This is a genomic window from Advenella kashmirensis W13003, from assembly GCF_000506985.1.
Lineage (GTDB): Bacteria > Pseudomonadota > Gammaproteobacteria > Burkholderiales > Burkholderiaceae_B > Advenella > Advenella kashmirensis_A.
On sequence record NZ_KI650979.1, the window covers coordinates 772,461 to 798,131 of the forward strand.

At 53.2% G+C, this 25,671-nt stretch carries 25 protein-coding genes; 7 read left to right on the plus strand and 18 right to left on the minus strand.

Going from position 1 to position 25,671, the window contains the following annotated elements; all coding sequences use genetic code 11:
- Positions 1-14: 14 nt before the first annotated feature.
- Both W822_RS27750 and W822_RS27755 read left to right on the plus strand, forming a co-directional pair.
- On the plus strand, positions 15-1,043 hold the full coding sequence (locus W822_RS27750; RefSeq protein ID WP_024003805.1) for a TauD/TfdA family dioxygenase: 1,029 nt from the start codon (positions 15-17) through the stop codon (positions 1,041-1,043).
- A gap of 90 nt (positions 1,044-1,133) precedes the next feature.
- Entirely contained in the window at positions 1,134-1,604 is a 471-nt protein-coding gene (locus tag W822_RS27755; protein WP_031242123.1) for a MarR family winged helix-turn-helix transcriptional regulator, read from the plus strand.
- Between the two features lie 59 nt (positions 1,605-1,663).
- Here W822_RS27755 and W822_RS27760 read toward each other — a convergent pair whose 3' ends face one another.
- The gene (locus W822_RS27760) at positions 1,664-2,626 is read right to left on the minus strand and encodes a Bug family tripartite tricarboxylate transporter substrate binding protein (RefSeq protein WP_034279422.1); all 963 of its coding nucleotides are present in this window, start codon (positions 2,624-2,626) and stop codon (positions 1,664-1,666) included.
- 49 nt (positions 2,627-2,675) lie between these two features.
- Positions 2,676-3,587 carry a LysR family transcriptional regulator gene (locus tag W822_RS27765; protein WP_024003808.1) on the minus strand — a complete coding sequence of 304 codons (912 nt, stop codon included), beginning with the start codon at positions 3,585-3,587 and terminating at the stop codon, positions 2,676-2,678.
- Positions 3,588-3,683: 96 nt separating this feature from the next.
- On the opposite strand from W822_RS27765, the gene W822_RS27770 reads away from it, so the two are divergent.
- The 4 genes from W822_RS27770 to W822_RS27785 all read left to right on the plus strand — a co-directional run bounded on the left by W822_RS27770 (position 3,684) and on the right by W822_RS27785 (position 7,887).
- Positions 3,684-4,835, plus strand: coding sequence for a CaiB/BaiF CoA transferase family protein (locus W822_RS27770; RefSeq protein WP_024003809.1), 1,152 nt, complete (start codon positions 3,684-3,686; stop codon positions 4,833-4,835).
- Entirely contained in the window at positions 4,828-5,769 is a 942-nt protein-coding gene (locus tag W822_RS27775; protein WP_024003810.1) for a hydroxymethylglutaryl-CoA lyase, read from the plus strand. Before W822_RS27770 ends, W822_RS27775 begins: the two co-directional genes overlap by 8 nt.
- Positions 5,770-5,812: 43 nt before the next feature.
- Positions 5,813-6,787, plus strand: a complete 975-nt coding sequence (locus tag W822_RS27780) for a Bug family tripartite tricarboxylate transporter substrate binding protein (RefSeq protein ID WP_024003811.1) — start codon at positions 5,813-5,815, stop codon at positions 6,785-6,787.
- A gap of 131 nt (positions 6,788-6,918) precedes the next feature.
- The gene (locus W822_RS27785; RefSeq protein WP_024003812.1) at positions 6,919-7,887 is read left to right on the plus strand and encodes a tripartite tricarboxylate transporter substrate binding protein; all 969 of its coding nucleotides are present in this window, start codon (positions 6,919-6,921) and stop codon (positions 7,885-7,887) included.
- 78 nt (positions 7,888-7,965) lie between these two features.
- Here W822_RS27785 and W822_RS27790 read toward each other — a convergent pair whose 3' ends face one another.
- From W822_RS27790 to W822_RS27860, 15 genes are all read right to left on the minus strand, one after another.
- The gene (locus W822_RS27790) at positions 7,966-8,667 is read right to left on the minus strand and encodes a TetR/AcrR family transcriptional regulator (protein ID WP_024003813.1); all 702 of its coding nucleotides are present in this window, start codon (positions 8,665-8,667) and stop codon (positions 7,966-7,968) included.
- Positions 8,668-8,737: 70 nt separating this feature from the next.
- Positions 8,738-9,112 (minus strand): DUF6285 domain-containing protein, encoded by a 375-nt coding sequence (locus W822_RS27795; RefSeq protein WP_024003814.1) that lies wholly within the window; start codon positions 9,110-9,112, stop codon positions 8,738-8,740.
- Entirely contained in the window at positions 9,105-10,136 is a 1,032-nt protein-coding gene (locus W822_RS27800) for a phosphotransferase family protein (RefSeq protein ID WP_024003815.1), read from the minus strand. The genes W822_RS27795 and W822_RS27800 overlap by 8 nt, the downstream gene beginning before the upstream one ends.
- Before the next feature lie 3 nt (positions 10,137-10,139).
- Positions 10,140-11,336 (minus strand): acyl-CoA dehydrogenase family protein, encoded by a 1,197-nt coding sequence (locus tag W822_RS27805; protein WP_024003816.1) that lies wholly within the window; start codon positions 11,334-11,336, stop codon positions 10,140-10,142.
- Between the two features lie 10 nt (positions 11,337-11,346).
- A complete protein-coding gene (locus W822_RS27810) occupies positions 11,347-12,114 on the minus strand; it encodes an SDR family NAD(P)-dependent oxidoreductase (RefSeq protein ID WP_024003817.1) in 768 nt (255 codons plus the stop codon).
- 121 nt (positions 12,115-12,235) lie between these two features.
- Entirely contained in the window at positions 12,236-13,036 is an 801-nt protein-coding gene (locus W822_RS27815) for a GntR family transcriptional regulator (RefSeq protein ID WP_024003818.1), read from the minus strand.
- A 38-nt stretch (positions 13,037-13,074) separates the two neighbouring features.
- Complete coding sequence (locus W822_RS27820) at positions 13,075-14,217, minus strand: iron-containing alcohol dehydrogenase family protein (protein ID WP_024003819.1); 1,143 nt, start codon at positions 14,215-14,217, stop codon at positions 13,075-13,077.
- Positions 14,214-15,203, minus strand: coding sequence for an NADP-dependent oxidoreductase (locus tag W822_RS27825; protein ID WP_216593286.1), 990 nt, complete (start codon positions 15,201-15,203; stop codon positions 14,214-14,216). Before W822_RS27825 ends, W822_RS27820 begins: the two co-directional genes overlap by 4 nt.
- A 104-nt stretch (positions 15,204-15,307) precedes the next feature.
- Positions 15,308-16,258: a Bug family tripartite tricarboxylate transporter substrate binding protein gene (locus tag W822_RS27830; RefSeq protein ID WP_024003821.1), complete on the minus strand. Its 951-nt coding sequence runs from the start codon at positions 16,256-16,258 to the stop codon at positions 15,308-15,310.
- A gap of 73 nt (positions 16,259-16,331) precedes the next feature.
- On the minus strand, positions 16,332-17,354 hold the full coding sequence (locus W822_RS27835; RefSeq protein WP_155848078.1) for a Bug family tripartite tricarboxylate transporter substrate binding protein: 1,023 nt from the start codon (positions 17,352-17,354) through the stop codon (positions 16,332-16,334).
- 23 nt (positions 17,355-17,377) lie between these two features.
- Positions 17,378-18,631 (minus strand): CaiB/BaiF CoA transferase family protein, encoded by a 1,254-nt coding sequence (locus tag W822_RS27840; RefSeq protein WP_024003823.1) that lies wholly within the window; start codon positions 18,629-18,631, stop codon positions 17,378-17,380.
- A 106-nt stretch (positions 18,632-18,737) separates the two neighbouring features.
- Positions 18,738-19,859 carry an NAD(P)H-dependent flavin oxidoreductase gene (locus tag W822_RS27845; protein ID WP_051401599.1) on the minus strand — a complete coding sequence of 374 codons (1,122 nt, stop codon included), beginning with the start codon at positions 19,857-19,859 and terminating at the stop codon, positions 18,738-18,740.
- A 15-nt stretch (positions 19,860-19,874) separates the two neighbouring features.
- Positions 19,875-21,677 carry an acyclic terpene utilization AtuA family protein gene (locus W822_RS27850; RefSeq protein WP_024003825.1) on the minus strand — a complete coding sequence of 601 codons (1,803 nt, stop codon included), beginning with the start codon at positions 21,675-21,677 and terminating at the stop codon, positions 19,875-19,877.
- Positions 21,674-22,474: an enoyl-CoA hydratase-related protein gene (locus W822_RS27855; RefSeq protein WP_024003826.1), complete on the minus strand. Its 801-nt coding sequence runs from the start codon at positions 22,472-22,474 to the stop codon at positions 21,674-21,676. The genes W822_RS27850 and W822_RS27855 overlap by 4 nt, the downstream gene beginning before the upstream one ends.
- A 10-nt stretch (positions 22,475-22,484) precedes the next feature.
- Positions 22,485-23,651: an acyl-CoA dehydrogenase family protein gene (locus W822_RS27860; protein ID WP_024003827.1), complete on the minus strand. Its 1,167-nt coding sequence runs from the start codon at positions 23,649-23,651 to the stop codon at positions 22,485-22,487.
- A 357-nt stretch (positions 23,652-24,008) separates the two neighbouring features.
- Here W822_RS27860 and W822_RS27865 point away from each other — a divergent pair, with 357 nt between their 5' ends.
- A complete protein-coding gene (locus tag W822_RS27865; protein WP_024003828.1) occupies positions 24,009-24,905 on the plus strand; it encodes an SIR2 family NAD-dependent protein deacylase in 897 nt (298 codons plus the stop codon).
- Here W822_RS27865 and W822_RS27870 read toward each other — a convergent pair.
- Entirely contained in the window at positions 24,877-25,662 is a 786-nt protein-coding gene (locus W822_RS27870) for a GntR family transcriptional regulator (protein ID WP_051401600.1), read from the minus strand. The two genes, W822_RS27865 and W822_RS27870, sit on opposite strands and share 29 nt — an antisense overlap.
- Positions 25,663-25,671: the final 9 nt, after the last annotated feature.

Below are 25,671 nucleotides of genomic sequence, written 5' to 3' on the forward strand. Positions count from 1 at the left end.
GATAAGGAGACCCTATGAAGACGCCCATTTTGACTACACCCCTGTCTGGTCCGGCCACCTGGAAAGGCGCAGATTTGAACGAAGGTACCCAGTGGCTCTGTTACTTCTCCGAGCCCGAGTTGCAGGAAATTGACACTGCCGTCAAGGCGCTTACCGACAAATATGACACCACCCTGGAGATCACGCCGAAAGATCTCGATATGCCGCTGGTCAGCAGAAAATTTGATCGCATTCGTGATGAGCTCGAGAACGGCCGGGGGTTTCAGGTTCTGCGCGGGATCCCGGTCGCGAAGTATTCACTTGCACAAAACGAGCGTCTTATCTGGGCGCTCTCTTTGCTGTTGGGTGAACCCGAGGAACAGGATAAACAGGGAAATTTGATCCACAGTGTCCACGACAAAGGAAAAAATCTGACAGAAAACAGCGCTGCCCGGGGATATGAAACGGATCAGGAGCTGACTTTCCATAACGACGGTGGAGATGCTTTCATGCTGCTTTGTCTGAAAACTGCTGTATCCGGTGGCGTGAGCAAACTGATGAGCGTCAACCAGTTATTCAATGAAATCCTGAGACGCAAGCCGGAATTGGCCAAAACGCTGCAACAGCCTTTTCATTTTGACACACGCGAACAACACCCCGATGGCAGAAAAATCGAATCGGTTCCCATCTTCAATTTTTACGAGGGCAAACTCAGCGCATTGTACAAGCGTGCCTATATAGACATGGCCCAACGTTTTCCCGACGTTCCCCGATTAAATAACGATCAAATTGCCGCCTTGGACCTGTTCGACGAAATCTGCAATGAACCCGATATGCAGATGTCATTCTCCATGGAGCCTGGCGACATACAGGTCGGAAACAATTATTCCATTCTTCATTCCCGTACGAAATATCAGGATCATGATAAGCCCGAGGATAAGCGCAGGTTGTTGCGTACCTGGCTGACTTTGCCGAATGGCCGTGCCCTTCCACCTGTCTTTGCCGGCACCCGGGAATTTGTCCATTCTTACCGGCGCAGACAAGCACAGGAGCAGAGCGCTTGATCGCACTCGTCGCATGCTGTGATCCCGATTATTCCCTGGTCTTTGTTCTGCTAAAATTGAACGACCAGGGAACGTCTACATCTACAACACATGGCCACGCAACAAGAGCTTGAGCAATTAGAATCACTTCGTCCAAAAGGCCTCAGCCGTCTTCTGCTTTTGGCTCGCCGAAATTTCGTGATGGAAATTGCACGGCTCATCCAGGAAACAGGGCAAGCGCTTGTTCCTGATTCGTGCCTCATGCTACTGCCGCATATCGACATCGGAGGAACAAGAAGCACCGATATTGCGCGGCGTGCAGGTATGACTAAACAGGCAGTCACCCAGGTCATACAGCAAATGGAAAAAGCCGGGCTGGTTCAACGAGAACCCGATCCCGCAGATGCGCGCGCCATACTTATTTCATTTACCGAGTTCGGCATCGGCTACTTGCGCGACATGCATGCTGTGATCGACCGCGTTGAGCTTGATCTGTCAAAACAACTTGGTCAAGAACAGATGAAGCAATTGCGCAGCACGCTGGATTTTATGGCCTATGACTGGCCCTCCATGAACAAATAATACGAACGGGTACAAAATGGAGCCTGCCACAGGCACAATGACAGGCCCGCTTGACAAACTTAGTTTTTATGAATGAGTGACGGGTTTTCTTTGACAAACCCCGCCGTCGATTTGGTTTCATGCTCCAAAAGAACGCGCAGTTGTTCTGCAGTGGAAGACCCTAACTGGTAACCCATGGGCTCAAGGTCCGCCCGCGTTTGCGGGTCATTCACAAATTGTGCCGTGACCTGGCTTAGCCGATTAACAATGTCAGTCGGCGTTCCTTCAGGAGCAAAGACGGCATACCAGTTTGAGATTATTGCGTTTGGCATTCCCAGTTCAACCAACGTGGGCACATCGGGTAAGGCCACACTTCTTTTGGCCGACGTAATAGCAAGAGGACGCAGCTTGCCGCTTTTGACAAGGGTCTGCAAGACGGGAATATTTGCGAACACCATATCAACCTGGCCGCCCGCAGCTTCCATCGCAGCCTGCGCGCCGCCTTTATACGGAATATGTCGCAAATTCAAACCCGTGTACTTCTGTACCAATCCGACCTGCAAGAACAAAGAAGCGCTTGATATCGTGTACTTGCCCGGCTCCTTTTTCGCCATTGCAATCAGATCACTCATTTTCTCTCCCCCAAAATCAGCGTTACTGGCAATCAACCCGGGGATGTGCGTGACCAGACTCACCGGCACCAGCGCTTTCCGGGCGTCAAATGGAGGCACCGGTCCTACGGAAGGATTTGTCGCAAGCGTATCTACACCGAAAAGAAAAGTGTACCCGTCTGGTTTTGCACGCACCACCTGATCTGCACCAATGTTTGTAGAAGCGCCGGGCTTGTTCTCGATTACCACAGGCTGCTTCAGTACTTCCTGTACAAAACTCCCATATTTTCGGGCAATGGTGTCGGTAGAACCGCCCGGTGCATAGGGCACAACCATTTTTATGGGCTTGTCTGGCCAGGCCGCATGAGCAGGCGCGTACGCCCAAATTAAAAGGGCACTTGCCAGTAATCTGCCGGGTATATGCATTGACATGTCTCCAATCATTGTTTTGTGGCAATGTTAGAGATTTTCTTGATTTTAATCAAGTAACTTTATTAATTATTTCACGCCATCCCGACTCAATTTTCTCCATAAACGCCCTGACCGCAGGCGACAACGAGCGCCCTGTCCTGGTTACCAGGCCGATCGGCCGGGTGACCGGCCCAACCAGCGGCACCGTCGTCAAGCCTTGCATGTCAAGCAATTGCAATGTGAGACGGGGCACTGCGGTCACGCCCAGTTCGGCCCGGACCATCGCGGCGACAGCAGGAATACTCGGATACGCCAGGCAGTCAGAGACATGAAGGCCCTGACCCAGTATGGCGGCATCAGTAAGTGGCCGAATGCTGCTGCGCGCCGTTGCGGGCAAGAAAGGCCGTTTTTCAAATACTGACCACTGAACGACGGGTCGGCAAGCCAGCGGGTCGTCATCACGGCAAAGCAGAACGAAGGGGTCGTCCAGCAAATGCGTGTAGGAAAAGGGCTCACTTCGTTTAGGCCTCATGGAGATCCCGAAATCCGCCCTCCCCTCTGCCACGGCTGACAGGATTTCCTGATCCTGCCCTTCAAGCAACGTAAACCCAACTTGGGGGAACATTTGACGAAACGAGGCAACGGCGGGGGTGAGCAGCGCCACGCTGACAGACGCCAGCGTCATGGCCGTGATATGTCCCCGATGGCCATCGAGAAACTGTCCCAGTTCACTGAATGCACTGTCGAAATCCTGCAGGATGCGTGTCGCGATCGGCAGCAGTTCCCGGCCTGAGGGCGTAAGCGCCACATGGCTCGTGTCACGGTCAAACAGGCGCGTCCCGATGGCGTCTTCTGCCAGCCGGATGGTCCGGCTAAGTGCAGGCTGGGATACATGCAGGTTATCGGACGCCTCCCGGAAATTGACGGTGCGCGCCACTTCCACGAACGATTCCAGCTGCTTGAGCGTCAGGGATGTTCTCATTGCAAACGTGATCCAAAAAGTTGATCAGACAGATCGAATTATTCTAATTCCAAAATCAGTCTTTGGCCCCTAGAATGTCCTAAGGAGGAAAATGATATGAACAGAATACTCGAAGGCGTGCGAGTGCTGGAACTCGGGCAGGTGCTCGCCGGCCCCTTTGCTGGTGCAATTTTTGCCGATCTTGGCGCCGAAGTCGTCAAGGTGGAACGCGCCCGGGTAGGCGATGACGCTCGTCATATGGGCCCGGCATTTCACGAAGGCGCAGCACTCAACTTCCACATTTTCAATCGTGGCAAGAACTCAATTGTCATTGACCTGAAGTCGCCCGCCGGGCTGGCCGAACTGGAGCGCCTTGCACAAGACACCGACATACTGGTTCACAATCTGCGCCCGGGCGTCACCGAACAACTGGGGATCGATGGCGCCAGCATGTGTGCGCGCCACTCTCGCCTCATTTACTGCGCCATTTCGGCTTTCGGCCATCTCGGCCCCATGTCCGGTCAGCCAGGCTATGAGCCGCTGGTACAGGCATTCAGCGGGATGTCCAGCACCAATGGCGGTCCCGACGACCCACCCATGCGCAGCGCGGCGTCATTATGTGACCAGGGAACAGGCATGTGGGCAGTGATCGGCGCACTTGCATTGCTGGAACGACGACATCGAACTGGCAAAGGCGGGATCGTCCAAACCTCGCTCCTTGAGACCGCCCTGGCCTGGAACGCACAGAAAGCAGATGCCCATGTAAATGAAGGTCGTATGCCGGCTCGTCACCGTTCCGGGCATCCTGGTTTTGTACCTTATGAGTCTTTTGACACAGCAGACGATCCCATCCTGATCTGCTGCGGGAATGATCGACTGTTTGCCAAGTTATCGAAAGAACTGAACCGGCAGGACTGGGTAACCGACAGTCGGTTTAGCACCAATCGTGACCGGCTCACGCATAAAACGGAGTTATTCGCCCAACTGGAGCCCGTGTTAAAGCAACAACCGCGCGCGCACTGGCTCACCCGCTTCGAACAGGCGGGCGTACCATGCGCACCGGTGAACACGATCCCTCAGGCACTGGCACACCCCCAAACCCAGGCGCTGGGCATGGCGCAACCGATTCCCGGGGAAGGCTTTACGCTTACCGCACTGCCCCTTTCCATTGATCACGAACGCCCCTCGCTGCGCAGAACCGGACCACGGCTGGGCGAACATAACATTCAGTACGGCCTTGCCGAGCCACAAGGAGAGTCCGATGAGTAACCTGCCCAAACAGGTGTATATCAGTGAAGAAGGCCCGCGCGAGGGTTTTCAAATTGAAAAGGGCCCCATCCCAACTGCCGATAAGGTCCGCTTCGTCGAGGCGCTGGCTGAGACAGGGTTAAAAGAAGTTCAATGTGTCTCGTTCGTCAGCCCGACCCGAGTGCCTTCCATGGCCGACGCTGAAAAGGTGGCAGCGACTATCAATCAAAAGAGCGGCGTGCGATACACCGGGCTGTGGCTCAATAAGCACGGCCTGCTTCGGGCCCAGGCAACGCCGCTGGACCCGATGGCCTGGGTCGGACTCTATGCTTCCGAAACCTTCTCCGTGAACAACCAGGGCAAAGGTACGGCGGACCTCATCGCGTCACAGCGAGCGGTTCTGACCTATCTCGTCGAGCAGGCCATTCCATTGGAATTTGGCATCATCATGACCGCTTTCGGCTGTAATTTCGAAGGAGATATTACGATCGGGCGCGTACTTGAACAGGTCGACCGCCTTCAAAGCCTGGTCGCCGAATTCAACCTGCACCTGCCTGTCCTCAAGCTTGCCGACACTGTAGGTTGGGCCAATCCGGATCGGGTAATGCGAGTGATAGGCGCGATTCGTGACAAATATCCCGAGCAGCGTCTTGGCCTGCATCTGCATGACACCCGTGGTACGGCCATGGCAAATGCATTTGCCGGACTGCAGATGGGCGTGGACTCTTTCGACAGTTCATGCGCAGGCCTGGGGGGGTGTCCTTTTGCGGGTCACGCCGGTGCAGCGGGCAATATTTGCACCGAGGATCTCGCCTTCATGTGCGAAGAAATGGGCATTTCGACCGGACTCGATCTGGATGCGCTCGTGGCGTGCGCGCACCTGGCCGAGGAAATCGTCGGGCATCCTCTGCCGGGCAAGTTGATGCGCGGAGGAACATTAACGCATTTTCGCTAAGTAGAGATTCAAACACTAAACAATTAAATTACGGAGACCAACCATGCTGCCATCAATCAAAACAACAATCGGATTCACTTGTGCCCTGGCCTTCTGCGCCAGCGCACAGGCTGCATCGGGCCAAAGCTATCCCAACAAGCCGATCACAATCGTGGTTCCCTTTGCCGCAGGCAGCGGCACCGATCAACAGGCGCGCATCTTTGCACAGGCTTTGACAAGCGAGTACAAAGTGCCAGTCGTCGTGGATAACCGCGCAGGAGCCAGTGGATTCATCGCATCCCAGCATGTCGCTCGGGCCGAGCCGGATGGCTACACCCTGCTCATGACGACCAATACCACACATGCAGCCAATGCGCATCTTTTCAAGAAACTGCCTTATGACCCGGTCAAGGACTTCACGCCGGTCACGCTACTGGGCAAAGGCCAAATGATGCTCGTGGTGCAAAACGATTCACCGATCAAGTCCATATCGGACCTGCTCGCAGCCGCGCAGCAGCGTCCTGGAAAAATGAATTTCGGCAGCGGCAGTTCCTCGAGCCGGGTCGCTGGAGAAATGCTCAAGCAATTATCTAATATTGATGTGGTCAACATTCCCTATAAAAGCAATCCGATGGCGGTGACGGATTTGATGGGTGGCCAGGTCGACTTTATGTTCGCCGATGGTCCGACTGCGATTCCACAAATCAATGCAAAAAAACTGCGTGCCCTCGCCACCAGCGGCAGCCGGCGCCTGTCCATTGCACCATCAATTCCAACGGTGGCTGAAAGTGGCGTCAAGGGCTACGACATGACTTACTGGACAGGCGTGTACCTTCCTGCAAAGGCGGATCCCTCACTGGTACAACGCCTTAATGAAATGTTCATCAAGATCGCCGGACAGCCTGAGTGGAAACGCTTTCAAGAGACTACTGCGGGCGACGTAGCCACCACCACACCGGAAGGCCTTGCTCAGTTCCAGGCTGCTGAATCACAAAAGTGGGGCCGGATTATCAAAGCAGCGGGCATCATTCCCGACTGACTAAAGGCCACCCGTTCCGCCCAGCAAAACGGGTGTACTCAATCGATGCAGTGCCCGGCCATGCAGATGAATTTAATCGTTAGCCCACCTATAATCAGTCTTCGGTTTCAATTTTATCAACAGGCTAATATATGAATAACATCTTCCGCGTCGGGAAATTTCTGGCAGGCTCGCTGCTGCTCATCGCGCCCTGCCTTGCAAGCGCAGCCGGCGATTATCCCGACAAGCCCATCAGTATCGTCGTGCCTTACGCCGCAGGCGGCACGTCGGATTTGATCGGGCGGGCGCTGGCAGAAAGCATGGGACGCTATCTGAAGCAAACAATCGTCATCGAAAACAAGCCTGGCGCAGCCGGATCCATGGGTGCGCAGGAAATGGTTCGCACGCGCCCCGATGGTTATAAACTGACCCTGTCGCCTCACGGTATTTTCAGACAGCCATATCTGCAAAAAACCCGCTATGACCCGATCAAGGACCTGACCTATATTGCGTCTTTTTCCAATTATGATTTTGCACTGGCCGTAGACGCCAAGTCGCCCCTGAAAACAGTCCAGGAGTTTGTCGAGTACGCGAAGCAACATCCCGAAGAGATGACTGTGGGAACGCCCGGCCGCTTTACCGGTAATCAAATGGTCATGGTGGAACTCAATAACGCCACCGGCGCCAAACTGACGCATGTCCCATTCAAGGGAGATGCCGAGGCAATTACCGCATTGATGGGCGGCCATGTGAAGGCTGTTGTCAGCACCAACACGATCCTGCCATACTATAAATCGGGCACTGTTCGAGTCCTGGCAGTAGCTTCAAAAGACAGGCTGGCGGCATTCGACTCCGTACCCACCTTTACCGAAGCCGGTTACCCAGTTGTGATACCGTCACCGCTGGGTCTGGCCGGGCCCAAAGGCCTGCCGCCTGAAATCGTAGAAAAACTGGATGCGGCCGTGAAAGCGGCTACGCAGGACCCGGTCTTTCTGAGAGCCATCAGCGAATACGGAATACAGACGTATTATATGGATCACAAGCAATACGCCGATTTTGCTGTCAAAACCTTTGCGGAAGAAAAGGACATTGTCGGCAAAATGAACGACGACAATCGCTAAACGTTATCACCGAAGCGCAAGGCTGGGCTGGTTCATACATTACAGCCTGCCGTGCGCCCCGAACCATGATCGCCTTACTTAATGAGTGCGAGCCGGGTCTGTCAACACTCCCGTCAACATCGCAATCACGAAATCGACATACTGACTGACCGAAATCGACTGATTACGATACTTACGCCGCTTGAGATACCAATCTTGCATAATCGCCTTTATGGTTGATGACAGCAACCTGGCATTGATCGGCAAAAAATGACCTTTCTCAATTCCATCTGAAATGATATTGAAAAATATATCTTCAATTTCCTGCTCAACTGCAATGGCCGCCTTCATTTGCTTTTTCGGCAGACTTTTAACTTCCATAAACGAAAAATAAAACCACGGCAACATTAATTCACTTAGAAAAAGATGAGAGGAGACTGCGGCCCGCAATTGATCAAAAGGAGCGACGATATCCTCTATGCTCTTTAAAAGAACGCGTTTGGTAAGCAAAAACCCATGCCCTTGTATCAGGACAAGCAAATCATCTTTATTGCGTATATACGCATATAAGCCCCCAATACTGAACCCCGAGTCGGCACACAAATCACGTAACGACATGGCGTGAAAGCCCTTGGAGCCCGCCAGCCGCAGAGTCGAATCGATGATACGCACGAGATTTTTAACCGCCACATGCTCCTTCTGAATCCGGATCATATCCCCGTGCTGCAAATATAATTCACGGCAAATATCCGCCTTGGTCAAACTTAAATCTGTCTTGAAAGTTTCAAAATCAATTTTCATACAATTGCTTCAGGTTGTGGCACGAACAATGTTCCGTACACGATACTTCGCAGGCAAGGGTCGTTCTTTTTTACAAGCTCAAATATTTGGGATTGCTGATCTGCAGTTTGCGCCTCGTCAGCGCAAGCAACATCTCCGCTAAAGGTTGTTGCCATCTATCAGGAATGCTTCTTTGGCGGATGAGATCAGCAAGCATGGCCGCATTATCACAATCGACCTTTTGACCTGATTCAACGCCGACTTCAATTAAAAATAGTCCAAGCGACTTTTCTTCTTCCAGGTCTGACCGCTTTTCAGCATCCAGCTCGCGCGCAGCAATTCCCATGGCATTAGCCAACATCATCGTCGTGTAGCGCGACTCATCGGGCAATATCGGCAGTATTTCTTCAAGCAACACGCGGCGCGCCGTAAGAAGCAAATTCTGCCCGTCTGGCTGATTACCCATCTGTATTCTCCATCGTCAAACACTGGTTAAGCACATCAAACTCCATTTCCGGCACCATCCGCCCTGTCAATGCAAGTTCCAGCGAAATTTCCTCACCCGAAAGATGCCGTTGCGCCTGTTGCAGGGCAATAATTGCCCATCGAACCATTGCCATGACCTCCCAATACTTTACTCTTTCAGGCTCTACGTCTACACACGCAACATTTGCATAGCCGTCAAAAAGATCACGCTTGTGACCCATCCCTCCGACTTCCTTGTCGACCTTCCCGAAGCGCCAGCTTCTCGCGCAAAGCCACCCCAAGTCTTCATACGGATCACTCCAGGCGGCAAATTCCCAGTCCAATATTCCGGTAAGTCGGCCCTCATAGACCATATAATTTCCTGTGCGGAAGTCGCAGTGACACAAGGAAAGTGGCAGCGGCGAAGGCATACGATCTTCCAGCCAGTTCAATGCCCATTCCAATACAGGGTGAGGCTCGGATATGTCATCCAAGGCGGTTCTATAATTTCTAATACGCGCTGATGCCGCAGTCGGTTGAGGTATTTCCAAAAAGGAGAGATCTGCACTTTCGGGCTGAATGCGATGCAAACGAGCCAGCTCCCGCCCCAGAGAGCGCACAAGCGCGGATGCTTCACCCTCCGACAATTCCTGCCTGACAAGCTGTCGTCCATTGGCCACTCCAGCAACCTTGCGCATGATGCAGAAGGGTTGTCCAATGACGGACTTATCTGTGCATAACCAGAGTGGCTCCGGCGCCGTCACGCCCGCAGCATAAGCGCATTTGATCACCGCAAATTCCTGCTCACGGGTCAGAGAGGCAGCAATCGTCGACGGCGCATCACTGCGAACCACAAATGTGTGCGTACCGGGACAGCTTCCGCCATCCATTACAACAGAAAGAGCATGGTTATTCTGTATCGCTCCACCCGAAAGTTTGGTAAAGCCGGTGACCTGAATACTGTTTGCCCTGGTATTACCTGCGATGAAGTCTGCAATACGAAAGGGATCCGACATCTCGTCCATTGCCTATCCCCATTTCCAGAAATCAATCCCTTCATTCATCAAATTTTTGGACAAAACCATTTTATGTACTTCGGAAGCGCCATCCACCAAACGGGCCTGCCGCGCATAGCGATAAATCCATTCCAGGGGGGTATCTTTTGAATAACCACGTGCGCCACATAACTGAATGGCAGTGTCAACAGCCTTGTGCAGCGTATTGGACACAACCACCTTGGCCATGGACACTTCCTTTCGTGCAAAATCTCCCTGGTCCAGTTTCCAGGCGGCATGCATGGTCAACAGGCGCCCTATCTGTATCTCCATCGCTGCCTCGCCGAGCAACCACTGTACGCCTTCACGATCAGCCAGTCGGAAACCGAAGGATTCACGATGAGAGACATATTCCGTGGCAATTTCCAGTGATCTCTTTGCCAGACCCAACCAGCGCATGCAGTGCGTCAACCTGGCAGGCCCCAATCTGATTTGAGTCAGTTTCAAGCCGTCGCCGATCTCCATCAGACGATGATGATCCGGAATACGCAAGTCATTGAATTGCAATTCACAATGCCCTCCGTGTTCTTCGGGTCCCATAATCGGAATACGGCGGATGATCTCCCAGCCTGGATCGTCTTTATGAAACAAAAAGGCACTAAGCCCCTTGCGTTTATCTTCGGATGTTTTCGCCATCAAAATGAAATGGCTGGCCACGCCCGCGCCTGTAATAAAATGCTTGCGTCCGTTGATGACCCAGTCATTTCCTTCTTTTGTGGCGGTAGTCAACATCATGGAAGGATCGGAGCCACTGCCCGGCGCAGGCTCGGTCATAACAAATGATGATCGAACAGCGCCATCAATAATGGGCTGCAGCCATGTCGTTTTTTGCTCCTCGGTCGCGACCTTATTCAGCACCATCATATTGCCATCATCCGGGGCGGCAGAATTGAAAACCACGGGGCCGAAAATAGAGCGATTCATTTCTTCATAGCAAGGTGCCATTTCAGCCATACTCAGCCCTTGTCCGCCTCGCTCCACCGGCATTTGCAGGGACCAAAGCCCCCGTTCCCTCGCCTTTGCCTGCATCTGCGCCAAAATTGCCGGCGCAATGTTCTCATGCTCATCATACGAGTCTGCCACTTTTTCCAGCGGAATCAGTTCATCGTCCACAAATTGGCGGATACGCTGCCTTAGCCGTTCTGTCTTTTCAGATAATTTAAAATCCATCTCTTAATCCTCACAGTGAAGAATGCAAATGACCGCCATCCACTACAATAGTGCTGCCCGTCATATATTTTGACGCCTCTGACGCCAGTAAAAGCAAAGCGCCGTCCAAGTCCTCAGGCTGGCCCAGACGCCGTAAGGGAACACGGTTGATTAGTGCTTTGCCGGCATCAGAGTCAAAAAACGCTCGGTTCAGCTCCGTCTCGATGTAGCCTGGCGCCAAAGCATTGACCCGAATACCATAACGCGCCCACTCCAGTGCCAGCGCGCGAGTCATTTGCTCCAGCGCGGCCTTTGATGCCGTGTAAGGTATCACCGCGCCGGCGACACGATGCCCCAAAATCGAGGTGATATTGATAATCGAGCCCGGACAGTTCGCACCGATCAATCGCCTGGCCATTTCATTTGCAATGATCCAGCTGCCTTTTAAATTGGTGTCCATCACCGAAGAGAACTCTTCGACAGACATATCAATGGATTTCTTGTTGATCGCTATCCCAGCATTGCACACTAGTAAATCCACCAATCCCAGACGGTCCTGGATCTGGTCCAGTCCGCTTCTGACCGATTCCGCGCATGTCACGTCCATGACTATCGGCATAGCTTCAATGGACTGCTTGACTAGTTCCACCTCCAAATCTTGCAGTGGCGACAGCCGTCTGCCCGCCAGTGCAACTTTGGCTCCGGCCCTCCCCAGCACATAGGCAAAACGACTTCCGAGACTTCCGGCCGCGCCTGTCACCAGAGCGATTTTTCCCGCCAGACTTAACGTCGCTTCCATTTCACCTCCTATATGATGAATATAAATTTCTGACTCCGTTTCGTCAAAATAAAACGAATGTTCTATTTATTTATAAAAAAACTCCTCTGATTCTTAATAATCTACGTGTTAACGAATAATTTTACGGTTTGAAGTGCTCGGACAAGTCAAGTTCGATACCGAAAAGATCACCCCTGTAGCTAGATATACCGTAGTAAACGACCCGATTGCGCTCATCGGTAAACACACGAATCGCATGAGCCACTGGCGCCGCCATAGGGATACGGAGCTTTTCCGCTTCATGAATATCGGCAGCAGCTACGGTGAAACGCTCTTTACCGCCCGTAATCGGCATGGAAGAATACTTTTGCACAAGTCTGAAGAGTTTATATTTTTTTTCAGCTCCGGCCGGAAATTTCCTGGAAATTGCCTCGGCAACATATACAGTAGATTGGCAGTAAGGGCGACCATCATCGCTGTCGACTTTATCGATGCGAACGTACGAATCAAATGGCTCGCCGACCGCCCATCTGTTGTCGGGCAATGGCTGCCCCGTCAGGCGGGTATCGAGTTGAACACTGTACTTTTCCGGATCGGTATAGGACATCGTTGTGAGGGACTTGAACATGGGGAGCGTCTGTCGCTCTCCTGGAGAATGGATCACTTGCGTTCCCCGGCCACGTTCGACTGTGATCAGTCCTTCATCAGCAAGAATCTGCAGACCATGACTGACAGTGATCCGGCCCAGGTTATACGTTTTGCATAATTGGGCAATGCTTGGTAAAAGATCGCCCGGCGCGAATTCACCGCCCAATATGCGTCCCCGTAGCACGCTGGCGAACTGTGCATATAAAGTGGTCGCCCCCTGCGTAAAGACCGGTGCAGGACGTGGAAATACACGATCTTCCTCGTGTTTTGGTTTGCTGCGAGTTGACGAAATCATAAGCTTTGTTTATCCCCATGGCACCCGATGGGCTTTTTTTACCACGCCGTTTCAATAATATCCTCTGGCTTGCCTGCCACGCCATTTGCAGCCGCAAACCAGTCACGCTTCACATCGCATACTAGCGCCGGGATGCTCTCCCGAGGCACACCAAGATCGCGCAGACGGCAAGCATAGCCCAGCGCCGAAAAACCTTGCGCAAGCACATCCGCGCATTCCTGCAGCGAGACATCGCGAGCAAGTCCGAGCGCACTTGCGATTAATCTTACCTGAGCCAAAGTAGCGCCATCATAGCGCGAAAGCACAATAGGCAGCAATACGGCATGACAGGCACCATTGGAAATACCGAGACGGGCTCCAATCGCATGGTCAATCGCCGAACATACACCTCCACCCGCATGATCGGTCCCCTGCCCGCACAGGACTGCGGCCAGGGCCAGGTTCACACGCGCTGCAATATTCTCTGGATTGTCCTTCAATTGCGAAAGCATGTTCCAAGTCAGGTATAGAGCATGACTTAGGGTCGCATCGGAAAGGGGATGTGCCGTTGAGGATAGAATGCCTTCGATCGCCATACCCATAAGATGGATGGCAGCAGATGACACCAGTTTAACCTCGGCAGTCATCAACAACTCAGGCTCTAAAAACACCGCTGCAGCACGTGTTTTCGGATCATACAGCGCAAGGCGCGTACGTGCTGACTCCTCCAGCACAGCACTGCCTGCTTTGGCGATGGCGGTACTGGGTACCGTCGGTACGACGAATATCGGCAACTTGGCTTTCATCAGTCGAGGACTGACGAGTTGACCGTCCCTGGCGTGGGTTGCCATCACAGGAAAATCATCTCCTTCAGCCAAGATGATGGCGGTGGCACGTGCGGTCACCATTGCGGAACCTCCGCCAAGCGCGATGAGGCAATCGCCCTTGACCGACCGGGTGAGTCTTGCCGATGCGCGTATTGTCTCGACAGGGCTGTGAGGGCGCACGCCACTAAACCACTGTGCAGGCTTGCCATCCAGCGCATGCTCGATCAATGCATGGACACGAGCGTTGCGATCTAATGTCGCGCCGCTTATCACAACGGGCCGCGAGCAGCCATGCCGAGCCAGTTCGGAACGAAGTGATTGAAGACTGCCTTCTCCATCGTAAATACGCTGCGCCGCGGAAAAATATCTGTTCATAATTTTATGATGGCCTTGCCAGAATTCTTACCTTGAAGCATGGCGATGAATGCGGGTACCGCAAGATCCAGCCCCTCTTGAACCTCTTCGCGTATCGCGATCCTGCCCTCTCGATACCAGGCTCCCATATCACGCAGGAAATCGGGACGGCGGTTCGCATGATCGCTCAGAATGAACCCTCTGACCGAAAGCCGCCGCGCAAGAATATCAAACCAGCCTGGTCCGGACGCAGGGGAATCGTTATACTCGGATATCTGGCCGCAGACCACAATGCGTCCGTTACGATTCATCAGCGGCCAAGCGACATCCCTGACGTGGCCGCCCACGTTGTCGAAGTACACGTCTATACCTGCTGAACATGCTTCCCTTAGTGCTTCATCGAATGCCGCATCCTTGTAATCAACTGCAGCGTCATAGCCAAAGTCACGCCGCAGATGCGTCATTTTCTCCTGACCGCCGGCAATACCCACCACACGACATCCTTTGATACGCGCAATCTGCCCCACCATGGAGCCGACCGCTCCGCTTGCAGCAGACACGACCACCGTCTCCCCCATTTGGGGCAAGCCAAAATCGAGCAACCCGACATAGGCGGTCATCCCCGATGTACCCAACGCACCAAGCCATACCGTAAGCGGCGCGATATCGGACTCGACCTTCGTTACGGCGTGACCATCGGAAATCGAGTATTCCTGCCACCCTCCGTCTTGTATCATGACGACGTCGCCTTCACGATATAAGGGGTTTCGGCTTTTTAGTACAGTACCGAGCGCCTGTCCGTATATCACATCTCCGATCTTCATCGGAGCGCGATAAGAAGCAGCCTCTCCCATCTGAAGTCGGGCCGCAGGTGCCAATCCCAAATGGGTATGACGAATCAGCACCTCGCCTTCACCAGGCACCGGCACGGACGACTCGATCATCCGAAAATTTTCGGGGCATGGCAATCCAGTCGGTCTGGAGGCAAGAATAATCTGTCGATTCACGAGAATTCCCAGTTTTGTTAGAAATACGCGGACATGCTGCTTGTGGTGCATATACACAGCATACTACCTCACGAGAAGGTCGCTTCCCCACGAACGAGAGCCGGTTATTGTGGCTTGATGTCAAGCTCCCGGATCACCCCGGCCCATAATTTTTCATCGATACGAATCTGCTTTTCTAATGACTCCGCTGTACCCGGCCTGGGTGTCAGACCCATGCCGGCAAATCGTTTCTTGATCGAAGGTTGTGCCAACACCGTGTTCAGCGCTGTATTGTAGGCATCCACCACGTTTTGCGGTGTATTGGCGGGCAATAGCATTGCATACCAACCGTCCGTTATAAATCCGTCATATCCCGACTCCGCGATCGTCGGCGTATCGGGAAAGTCTGCCATACGATCTTTGGAGGTCACGGCCAAGGCCTTTAACCTGCCTGCCTTCACTTGGGGAGCAGCAAATGCCACCGTGGACAGTGTGAAATCCACATGCCCGCCTATCACATCCGATTGCGCCTGCGATGAGCTCTTGTAATGCACCATGCTGACATCCACTCCTGTCTGCTTTTTAAGACGCTCCAGCATCAAGTGTTGGGGAGTTCCGAGTCCTGCCGACCCAAAGGTCACGGTACGTTTGTCCTTTTTAGCAAGCTCTATCATATCTTTCAGATCTTTGCCCGGCAAGTCAGGCCTGGCCACCAGGATGTAGGGTGTTGAGGCGATCATGCCAACCGCCCGGAAGCTTTTCACAGTATCAAACGGCAAATCGGGGAAAAGGCTTTTCGCCGCAGGGTGCGCGTTGTAAGTAATAAGCACCGTCTTACCATCCGGCGCGGCCTTTGCGACGTGTTCCGCTGCAATATTGCTTGAGGCTCCCGGACGGTTTTCGACGATAAAGGTACGGTCCATCTGTTCACCCAGCACATCCGAAATGGCGCGAGTGACACTATCCATGCCCGCACCTGGGGCACTGCCGATAATGATTTTGGCAACTTCTTTTGCCGGCACCACCGTATGTAAACTGATCGCGACCAGCGCAACGACAACTCCTTTCCAATTCATGCTTATCTCCTATGATGCTTCTTATTAACGTTATATCGGTGTGAGGGCCCCACGATCCATCACAATCATGGTTTTAATCCGGTTTGATCCCTTGTTCGGTGATCACCTTTTTCCACTGAATGGCATCATGCTCAATGAGCTGGTCCAGCTCTCCAGGCGTTCCCGGAGACGGCGTCAGCCCGGCCGCCTTGAATTGTTTACGCAACGTATCAGTCGCAAGCACCTTATTCAAGGCAGCATTGTACTGCTGCACAATCGAATCCGGCGTCCCGGCAGGCAGCAGCATGGCATACCAGCCATCTGTCACAAAGCCTTCGTAACCTGCTTCCTTTATAGTTATGGCGTTCGGGAACTGCGGCAGCCGCTCTTCGCTTGTCACCGCGAGCACTTTCATTTTTCCCGCAGCGACATGTGGTTCGCAGAACGCGATCGTCGACAAGGTAAAGTCAACACGCCCTGCCATTACGTCTATCTGACCCTGCGACGGGTTGCTATACTGAGCCATGACAATATCCACACCGGTCTGCTTCTTGAGGCGTTCCATCATAAGATGCTGAGGCGTTCCCAGGCCGATTGAAGCAAAAGACAGTGAACGCCCGTCTTTTTTGGCCAGATCGATGGTCTCCGTGAGCGTTGAACCCGGCAGGGACGGGTTAGCCACGATGGCATACGGCGTGGTGGCAACTTTGCCAACAGCTCTGAAGCTGGTGACCGGATCGAACGGTAAATTGGGATGCAATGCGCCGGCGATGGGATGCACGTTGAAGGTGATTAAAACCGTACTCCCGTCGGCTGGCGCTTTCGCGACATAGGCTGCAGCAATGTTGTAGGAAGCCCCAGGGCGATTTTCAACAACGATTTTTTGCCCAAGAACCGGAGCCATACTATTTGCAAGCAATTGTGTAACATGGTCTACGCCGCCACCAGGCGCACTGCCAGTAACAAATTTGATATATTGCTGCGCATGCGCGCTTCCCATTCCAAGTACGCTCGATAGTGACAAGGCGAGAATGATTTCTCTGCATTTCATGCTGTGTCTCCCTATTTTTGTGTAATAACGTCGAATCCAGCCTGTACCTCCTGTCCCGAAAAACACGTTCTCCAGACGTGTAACCAGGACTACTCATCAACCTTGGCCTCATCCTGCTTATGCGCCGGTGCCTGCAGCGTACTCTTGTGCCGGATCAAATTCTCGATCTCCTCATCCGTATATCCGACTTCTTTCAATATCTGACAACTATGTTCACCCAGCATAGGCGGCAAACGGTAATTTGTGGGCGGCGTCCCGTGCCATTCGCTGGGCACGCTCATTTCCCGGATTGTTCCGACAACCGGATGCTCCGCCTCGGAAAAAAAATCAATATCACGCAGGTGTGGATCGTCAAGCAAGCTCTCGGGCGTGTTCATCGGAAACACCGGTATATCGGCACTTTCAAGTGCCTTTTGCCATTCTTCGGCTGTGCGCTGGAGCATTTGTTCACTCACAAAAGCGCTCAGCTCTTCACTATGAGCAGTCCGTGTGGTCATTGTCGCCAGCCTGGGATCCGTCTCCCACATATCAGACCGTCCAATAACTTGCAGAAAGGCCTTCCAGTGATGATCATGGTAGATCGTGCAGCACACCCACGCGTCCTTGGTGCGAAATGGTGTGCGCGAGCGCGCCAGAATGCGCGGGTAGCCAAAACCACCCTGGGATGGAATAAATTTTTGCCCGTACAAATGATCGCCGAGCACATAAGGCACCATGGTCTCAAACATGGGAACATCCACCCGCTGCCCTTTCCCCGTTCGGTCTCGACTGTATAATGCAGCAAGAATGACGCCGAACGCATAATAGCCAACGGTGCGGTCTGCGATATTCACCGGGATATAGCGCGGGTTTCCATCGGTATTTTCTGCTACAACCCACGGCAGCGACGTTGCCGCCTGTATCAGATCGTCAAACGCCGGAGACCGCGCATAACGCCCCCTTTGCGAAAACCCCACCAGGCTGACATACACAATCTGGGGGTTGACTTCCGCCAAATCCTCGTAGGCCAGTTTCAGACGTTCCATTCCCTTGGGACGAACATTGGTCGTGACAACATCTGCATCCCTGACCAAACGCAGGAAGGCCTCACGCCCATCCGGCTTCTTCAGATCCAGCACGATACTGCGCTTGTTGCGGTTGAGTCCCAAATAAAGCGGCCCCATTTTTTCATCGCCATGGGGGCCGATCTTGCGCACGGCGTCTCCATCGACCGCCTCGACTTTAATCACATCGGCCCCGAGATCCGCCAACATCTGGGTGGTTGACGGTCCCATCAGTACTGCAGTCAGATCGATGATCTTGAGCCCCGCAAGCGGCCCGGAAAAATGCTGCTCTTTCGACATGATTTCCCTTTCAGCAAAATAGCGATTTGAATCTTAAATAACGCACAGGCAACCCGATGGAATCAAGGATCACGAGTCAAGTCTGATCGGCTTGTCCCGCTTGTGATCATGCATCCAATCCTGCCTTCTCCCGAAGCCCCTCGACAGTGTCTGCAAACTCCTCGAGCATGTCGTATATCACCTGGCGCACCGAGCTTTCCTGGTTAATGCTACCCACGATCTGACCAACCGGACATGTCATGTAATCAAGTGCGCGAGCCCGATCAATACGCAATCGGGCCTCCACATTCAGAACGCTTTGCCACGGCATCGGCAATGGCTGAGGAGCATCAGCTTGTACCCATGCGTCGGTGAACTTGCTGCGCAGCATCCGGCCCGGCTTACCTGTTTTGGACCGCGTCTGAACTGCATCACCGGAACGTGCCTTGAACAGCAATTGCTTCATTTCATCGGAAAGATCGCTTTCCCGTGTACCATGCCAGACCGAACCACACCAGATACCCTGGGCACCCAGAGTAAATGCAGCCGCCATCTGGCGACCTCGGCCAATTCCGCCTGCAGCCAGTACCGGCATGGGAAACACAGCGTCCACTACCTCGGGCCATAACACCATCGACGTCACGACACCCGTGTGCCCCGCCGCTTCGGTGCCTTGAGCAATCACAAGGTCCAATCCTGCCTGCTTGTGCTTAAGTGCATGTTCGACCTTTCCCGTCATGGCGCCGACCTTGATCCCATTGGCATGCAAGCGCTGCAAAATTTCGGGGGGCGGTGAGCCCAATGCGCTTACGACCAGCTTGATATTCGAATGCGTCAACACCACGTCAAGCAGTTCATTGGAGAATTCGGGGGTCATATGCAGACGATCGAGTTCCTCTTTCATAAGGGCGTCACGTTCTTCTGCCGGCAGGGGTGGAATGCCGGCTGAATCCAGTAGTGAACGCTGCCATTGCACATGGGCCTTTGGCAACGCATCGGGATCCAGGGAAGTATCTCCGACAACGTCATATTTTTGAGGCAGCAATAGGTTGACGCCATAGGGCTTGTCTCCTATCTGGTCATCAATCCATTTGAGCTCCATTTCAAGCAGCTCGGGCGTATAGTATGCGGTGCCCAGGCAGCCCAGCCCGCCGGCTCGCGTAATCTCCGATACCACATTTCTGCAATGAGAGAATCCGAATACTGGAATCTCAATGCCAAACATTTGACATAGCGCGTTGTTCATCATGTCTCGTCCTTTCCTTTAATTGGGGTAGCCACTGTCAAGCTCCGGGAGCCACGACTCGGGCACCTGGACCGGATGACTCAGAAGAATCTGGCCAAATGTTTTTCCCAGCGGATCGTTTCTCAATGAGGCTGCGCCGCCCCCTCCCAATGCCCGGGTCATAATATAGTTATAGGCGGAGATACCCGGAACGTCGTACCTGGTGACGGTTCCGTCAACCAGATGTTCGAAGTATTTCTTGACTGCGGCAGCCGTCATCTGTTGGTCAATGCAAGCTGCAAACATCGGCTTGCGCGCAATCAGGCAAAGATGCGCAACATCTCCCTTATCTCCGCTGCGTGCAACCGCAATTGACGACAAGGGCACCGTTCTGACTTCACCGTTCAATGCGTCAATATCATGGTATACGTCGCCATTCGCCTTCTCATAGATGCCTTTTGGCGCAGGCAAGGAAACCGGAATGCTCACACCATCTGTCCCGACGAGTGAAATCGGTACCCGTGATTTGGGCCAGAGAAAGGAAAACAAACGAAACACGGCTGACGGTTTTTGACGACCGCTGAACCCCGTCGTTCCTGCAGCAGCGGATGTTCCAAATGGAGCAATTTCACGGGAAAGAATGTGCAGTGCTTCGGCCTTATCATGCCGGACAGCTATGCGCAGAACCACCTCCCTCGCATCGGGCTTCGCAACGGCCCCGTAGGAACCCAGCTCGCTACCAAGAATCTCGCAACACGTATCCTTGTAATCGTCGAACCCGGCATCGTTCATCAGCTTCGCTGTCCGTCCCAGAATTGCTGCTGACAGACGTTTAGCCTTATCCACTGCATGATCCCCGACGATCGTCAACGTGGACGATAGCCGATACCCATCGAGCCAGGTGCCGCTCACCTTATAAGTATCGGTTGGCGGCCCGCCACGCGCACCGGCTATTCGCACTCTATCGGCATCCACCTGTTCTATGGTGACTGCCGTGAAATCGCATGCCACATCCGGCAATAAATAGTTGGCCGGATCCGTAACCTCGTAAAGTGTTTGCTCGGCTGCCGATAACCGGCTGATCAAGCCACCGGTACTTTGGGGCTTCGTAAGCATAAAGCTGCCATCACTGCTACATTCGGCAATTGGAAATCCAACGTTTTCCCAGTCTGATACCCGCCACCAATCGGTAAACAGACCTCCCGTGGCTTGTGTCGTGCACTCAAGCAAATGCCCGACCAGACTGCCTGCCGCCAACCGGTCGTAATCATCTGGCAGCCATCCAAACTTGTGAATCAACGCCCCCAATGCAAGCGCACTGTCTGCACAGCGACCCGTGATGACTATATCGGCACCGCTTTCTATTGCCCTGACAATAGGAAAAGCGCCCAAGTATGCATTCAGACTGGTCAACTCGGCCGGCAATGCCTCTTCTGAAAACATCTCTGTGACGCCCTCGGCACGAATTTCTTCTTGCACGGGAATCAGATCATCGCCTTCAACGACCACTATCTTGAGCGCCACACCCGCCTTTTCGGCTATCGCACGCAATGCCTGCGCACACGCTCTCGCATTCATTCCGCCGGCATTACTCAATAGCCTGATATTCTTACTCTTGATTTCCTGCAATAAGGGCCCGACCGCCGTTACGAAATCAGTCGCATAGCCTTTGTCGGGATCCCGCGCCCGGGCACTGGCCATGATCGACAAGGTGAGTTCCGCGAGATAATCAAAGACCAGCACATCCACTTGGTCACCGTCCAAAAGCTGCCGAATCCCTTGACTGCTATCGCCCCAAAATGCACTGGCCCCACCAATGCGCAACACATCGTTCGATTTCATTTCGTTTCCTTATGATTCATGTTGATCCACGAAGGAGCCCGTCGTTCATTGAAAGCAGCCAAACCTTCCCGCGCTTCGTCAGCCAGAATCATGGGGGCAATGGCCGTTTCTGCAAATGTCATTGCCTGCTCAAAATTCATTTCTTCCATGCGCCGAAGCATGTACTTTCCGCGTCGCACTGCGCCAGGCGCGGCGGCAACCACGGCATTGACATAGGTGTTTACGCATGAGTCCAGATCATCGCGCGGAACCACGGCATTGAGAAGGCCGTATTCAAGTGCTTGTTGCGCACTGATCGGCTGACCCGTGATGCACATCTCTGCCATACGTCGCGGACCCAGAATGCTTTGCAGCAGCACGGCAACCTGCAGCGGGAAAAGGCCTATTTTTACTTCGGGCAGCCCGAAGCGGGCTTCAGTCACGGCAACTGCAATATCACACATGCTCAGAATGCCCATGCCGCCTGCCATACAAACACCATTGACACGCGCAATCATCGGAAGGCGCGACGCCTTCGTATTACGAAGTAACGTGGCGTAGGCCGTTCCGATCTTGTTGAAATCCACTTTGAAAGGCGTGTCTCCTGGCGTCAAATCCGCACCAGCACAATATGCTTTATCACCCGATCCAGTCACGACAATACAGCGGATATCTGTGTCGTCTTCTGCTGCTACAATCGCATCCGACAATCGAAGGCAGAGCTCGTCAGTAATGGCATTGCGACGGTCAGGCCGATTTAATGTCAAACGCAGGACATGACCTTCACGTTCAACAATTAATGGGTTTTGCTCACTCAAGTCTCTCTCCTCAATATGATCGCGGCAGGCCCAGCACCCGTTCGCTTATGAAATTCAGAATCATCTCTGCACTCACGGGAGCAACTTGCGGCACCATAATCTCGCGAAAATAACGCTCAACGTCATACTCGGCGCCAAAACCCATCCCTCCCAGCGTACGAAAGGCCCGATTGCAGGCAGAGAAACCGGCTTCAGCGGCCAGGAATTTTGCCGCGTTAGCTTGAGCCGCGCACGACTTGCCTGCGTCATATAACGCGGCAGCCTGCCAGATCATCAGATCGGCCGCCTCCAGCTCCATCCAGTTGCGCGCCAGGGGATGCTGAATCGATTGGTTCTGTCCTATGGCACGCCCAAAAACGACACGTTCCCGCGCATAGTCGATGGCTTTTCCAAGCGCTCGCCGGCCTATCCCGACACACTCGGCGGCAACGAGAATACGTTCCGGATTGATTGCATCCAGCAGTATGCGGAACCCTTCTCCTTCCTTGCCAATACGATGCTCCTGCGGAACGGGCAAATTATCAATAAATACTGAATTGGAATCGACAGCTGCACGCCCCATTTTTTGTATTTCAGTAGCCGTGACATAACGCCTGTCAAAATCGGTATAAAACAGACTCATTCCGTCAGTACGGCGCTTGCACTCAGAAAGTGGTGTTGTTCGTGCAAGGATCATCATTTTGCTGGCGTGCTGAGCCATTGATATCCATACTTTACGTCCATTAATGACATACCCGTCGCTCCCTCTCACCGCTCGCGTAGCTATTCCTGTGGTATCAAGCCCCGCATCAGGTTCAGTGACGCAAAAGCATGGAATATCTTTCCCTTGTACCAGGGCAGGCAATATTGAACGACGCTGTTCAGGTGTGCCGTGAACGACAATGGCATGAGGCGCAAAGATATTGATATGAATGGAGGTGCAGGCAGCAAGCACGCCTGCTGAGTTCGCTACCGTCTGCATGAGTAAGGCAGCCTCGGTAATACCTAATCCGGCGCCGCCATACTCCACAGGCATCGTTATTCCAAACCAGCCTGCATCGGCCATGTCCTGTCGAAATTCAGATGGAAATTCGTGATTTTCATCTTTTTTTCTCCAGTAGGCATCGTCGTATTTATCGCAAATTGCTTTGACTGCTTCTTGTATTTGCTGACGCTCGGGGCTCCACTCAACACTCATCCAAAATCTCCATTCATTCAAAGAATTAGAATTGCTACCGGATCGCTATTACCTTTGAAATACCTGCACTCCTCAGTATCGATATGCTCAAGTTAAAATGAGTCTATTCATATTCTAATGACCTGTCAATAGGATGTTTACGAAGATAATGTTTGCCTGATGCCGGTGCACGCTTTCACGAACTGTACCTGCCTGTTCAAGCGCAAACACCTGGACAAGGGCGCCTATTGATAGCGGCGTAGCCGTAAATAACAGGCAAAGAGACGTGCAACATCTCCACATGACAAAAATATGAGAAGATGAATAACCGGATTCCGGTGCATTGTTTCATTCCAGTTTTTATACAGTCAGTTGACCATGGACGCCAAAATAGACAAGACTCTAATCAATAGAGCCGCTGCACTTATCAGTCAGGCCGACGGCTTGCTAATCACGGCCGGCGCAGGTATGGGTGTGGATTCAGGATTGCCAGATTTTCGCGGGGCCGAAGGTTTCTGGCGCCATTATCCGGCATTGCGCAGTCAGGGCATCATCTTTGAAGAAATTGCCTCTCCTGCCCATTTTCCGACTCATCCCCAGCTTGCCTGGGGGTTTTATGGGCATCGCCTGTCGCTCTACAGAAATACGCCCCCTCATGAGGGTTTCCATATCCTGCAGGATATAGCTGTGCGCATGCGTCATCAGGCCTTTGTGTTCACCAGCAATGTCGATGGACAATTCCAGAAGGCCGGCTTCAGTGAAGAACAGGTGGTTGAATGCCACGGCTCCATCCATCATTTGCAATGCGTCGAACACTGCCGGCAGGACATCTGGCCGGCCGACGCCTTTCATCCGGAAGTAGACGCGCAACGCTGCCTGCTTCTCAATGAGCCACCTCGCTGTCCGCATTGCAACTCGCTGGCCCGTCCCAATATCATGATGTTCAACGATTGGCATTGGGTCGATACGCGCAGCCGGATTCAGCACGAACGGCTGCAAGCCTGGCTAAAGAAAGTACGCCACCCCGTGATCATCGAACTGGGCGCAGGAACGGCGATTGCAACCGTGCGCTATTTTGGCGAACGTCAGAAAGCGCCGATGATCCGCATTAATATCCACGAAGCCGGTATGAAGAAATCGAAAAAAAACGTGGCGCTGCCCATGGGCGCACTGGCTGCGCTGCAGGCCATCCGCGACGCACTGCAGGATCCGTCTGTCGGCCTTCCGGCCACATCTGACGCGAGCTCTAGCGGATCGCCCGCTGGAAATCCTTGACCTGAATATTGTTATCCAGCGACGCATCGACCGCAATATCAAAAACCACACGGTCGGCGCGATGCCAGGCAGTAAACCACTCCAGGGGCAGGCCATTCTGATCGTAATAACACGCGTGCAATTGCAGGAGCGAGTCGCTTTTTTTCACTTTCAGATAATCGGCCAGTGTTTTGTCGCAAGGCACGGTCTGGATCTGATTGCGACCCTGTTGCGGCTTGCGATTGAACCGCTGCATCAGTTGCTGGTGCAACGACCGATTGGTCAGGTCCTCCCGGGTCAGGCTTGAAAATTCTCCGGGCAGCCAGGTCTTCACATATGAAATAGGATCGTCGTCAATATAACGCACGCGTTCGAGCAGCAAACCATCCACCTGTCCGTAGAAAGCGGCGACTTCAGCCGGGAAAGCGCTACATTCCAGACGAATAATCGATGTTTGCAGCGCGGTTCCCTCCCGCTCCAGCTGCGCGTGCAGGCTGAGCGAATTCTGAAGATTGCGGCGATGCTTGGCGCGGGGTGCCACGATTGAGGCGCGTCCGGCCTGTTTCAGGATATACCCCTCATCAACCAGCATCGCGAGCGCCTGGCGCACCACACTGCGAGCCACATCAAAGTGGCCGCAGAGCGCGTTTTCACTCGGGATCGGGCTGCCCGCAGGCACCCGGTTTTCAGAGATGGCGGCTTTCAGGCTATGGGCCACCTGAAGGTACAAGGCCTCTTTACCTTTGTTTTTTTCGTCGATTTTTTTCAGATAAAGCACGTTACACCC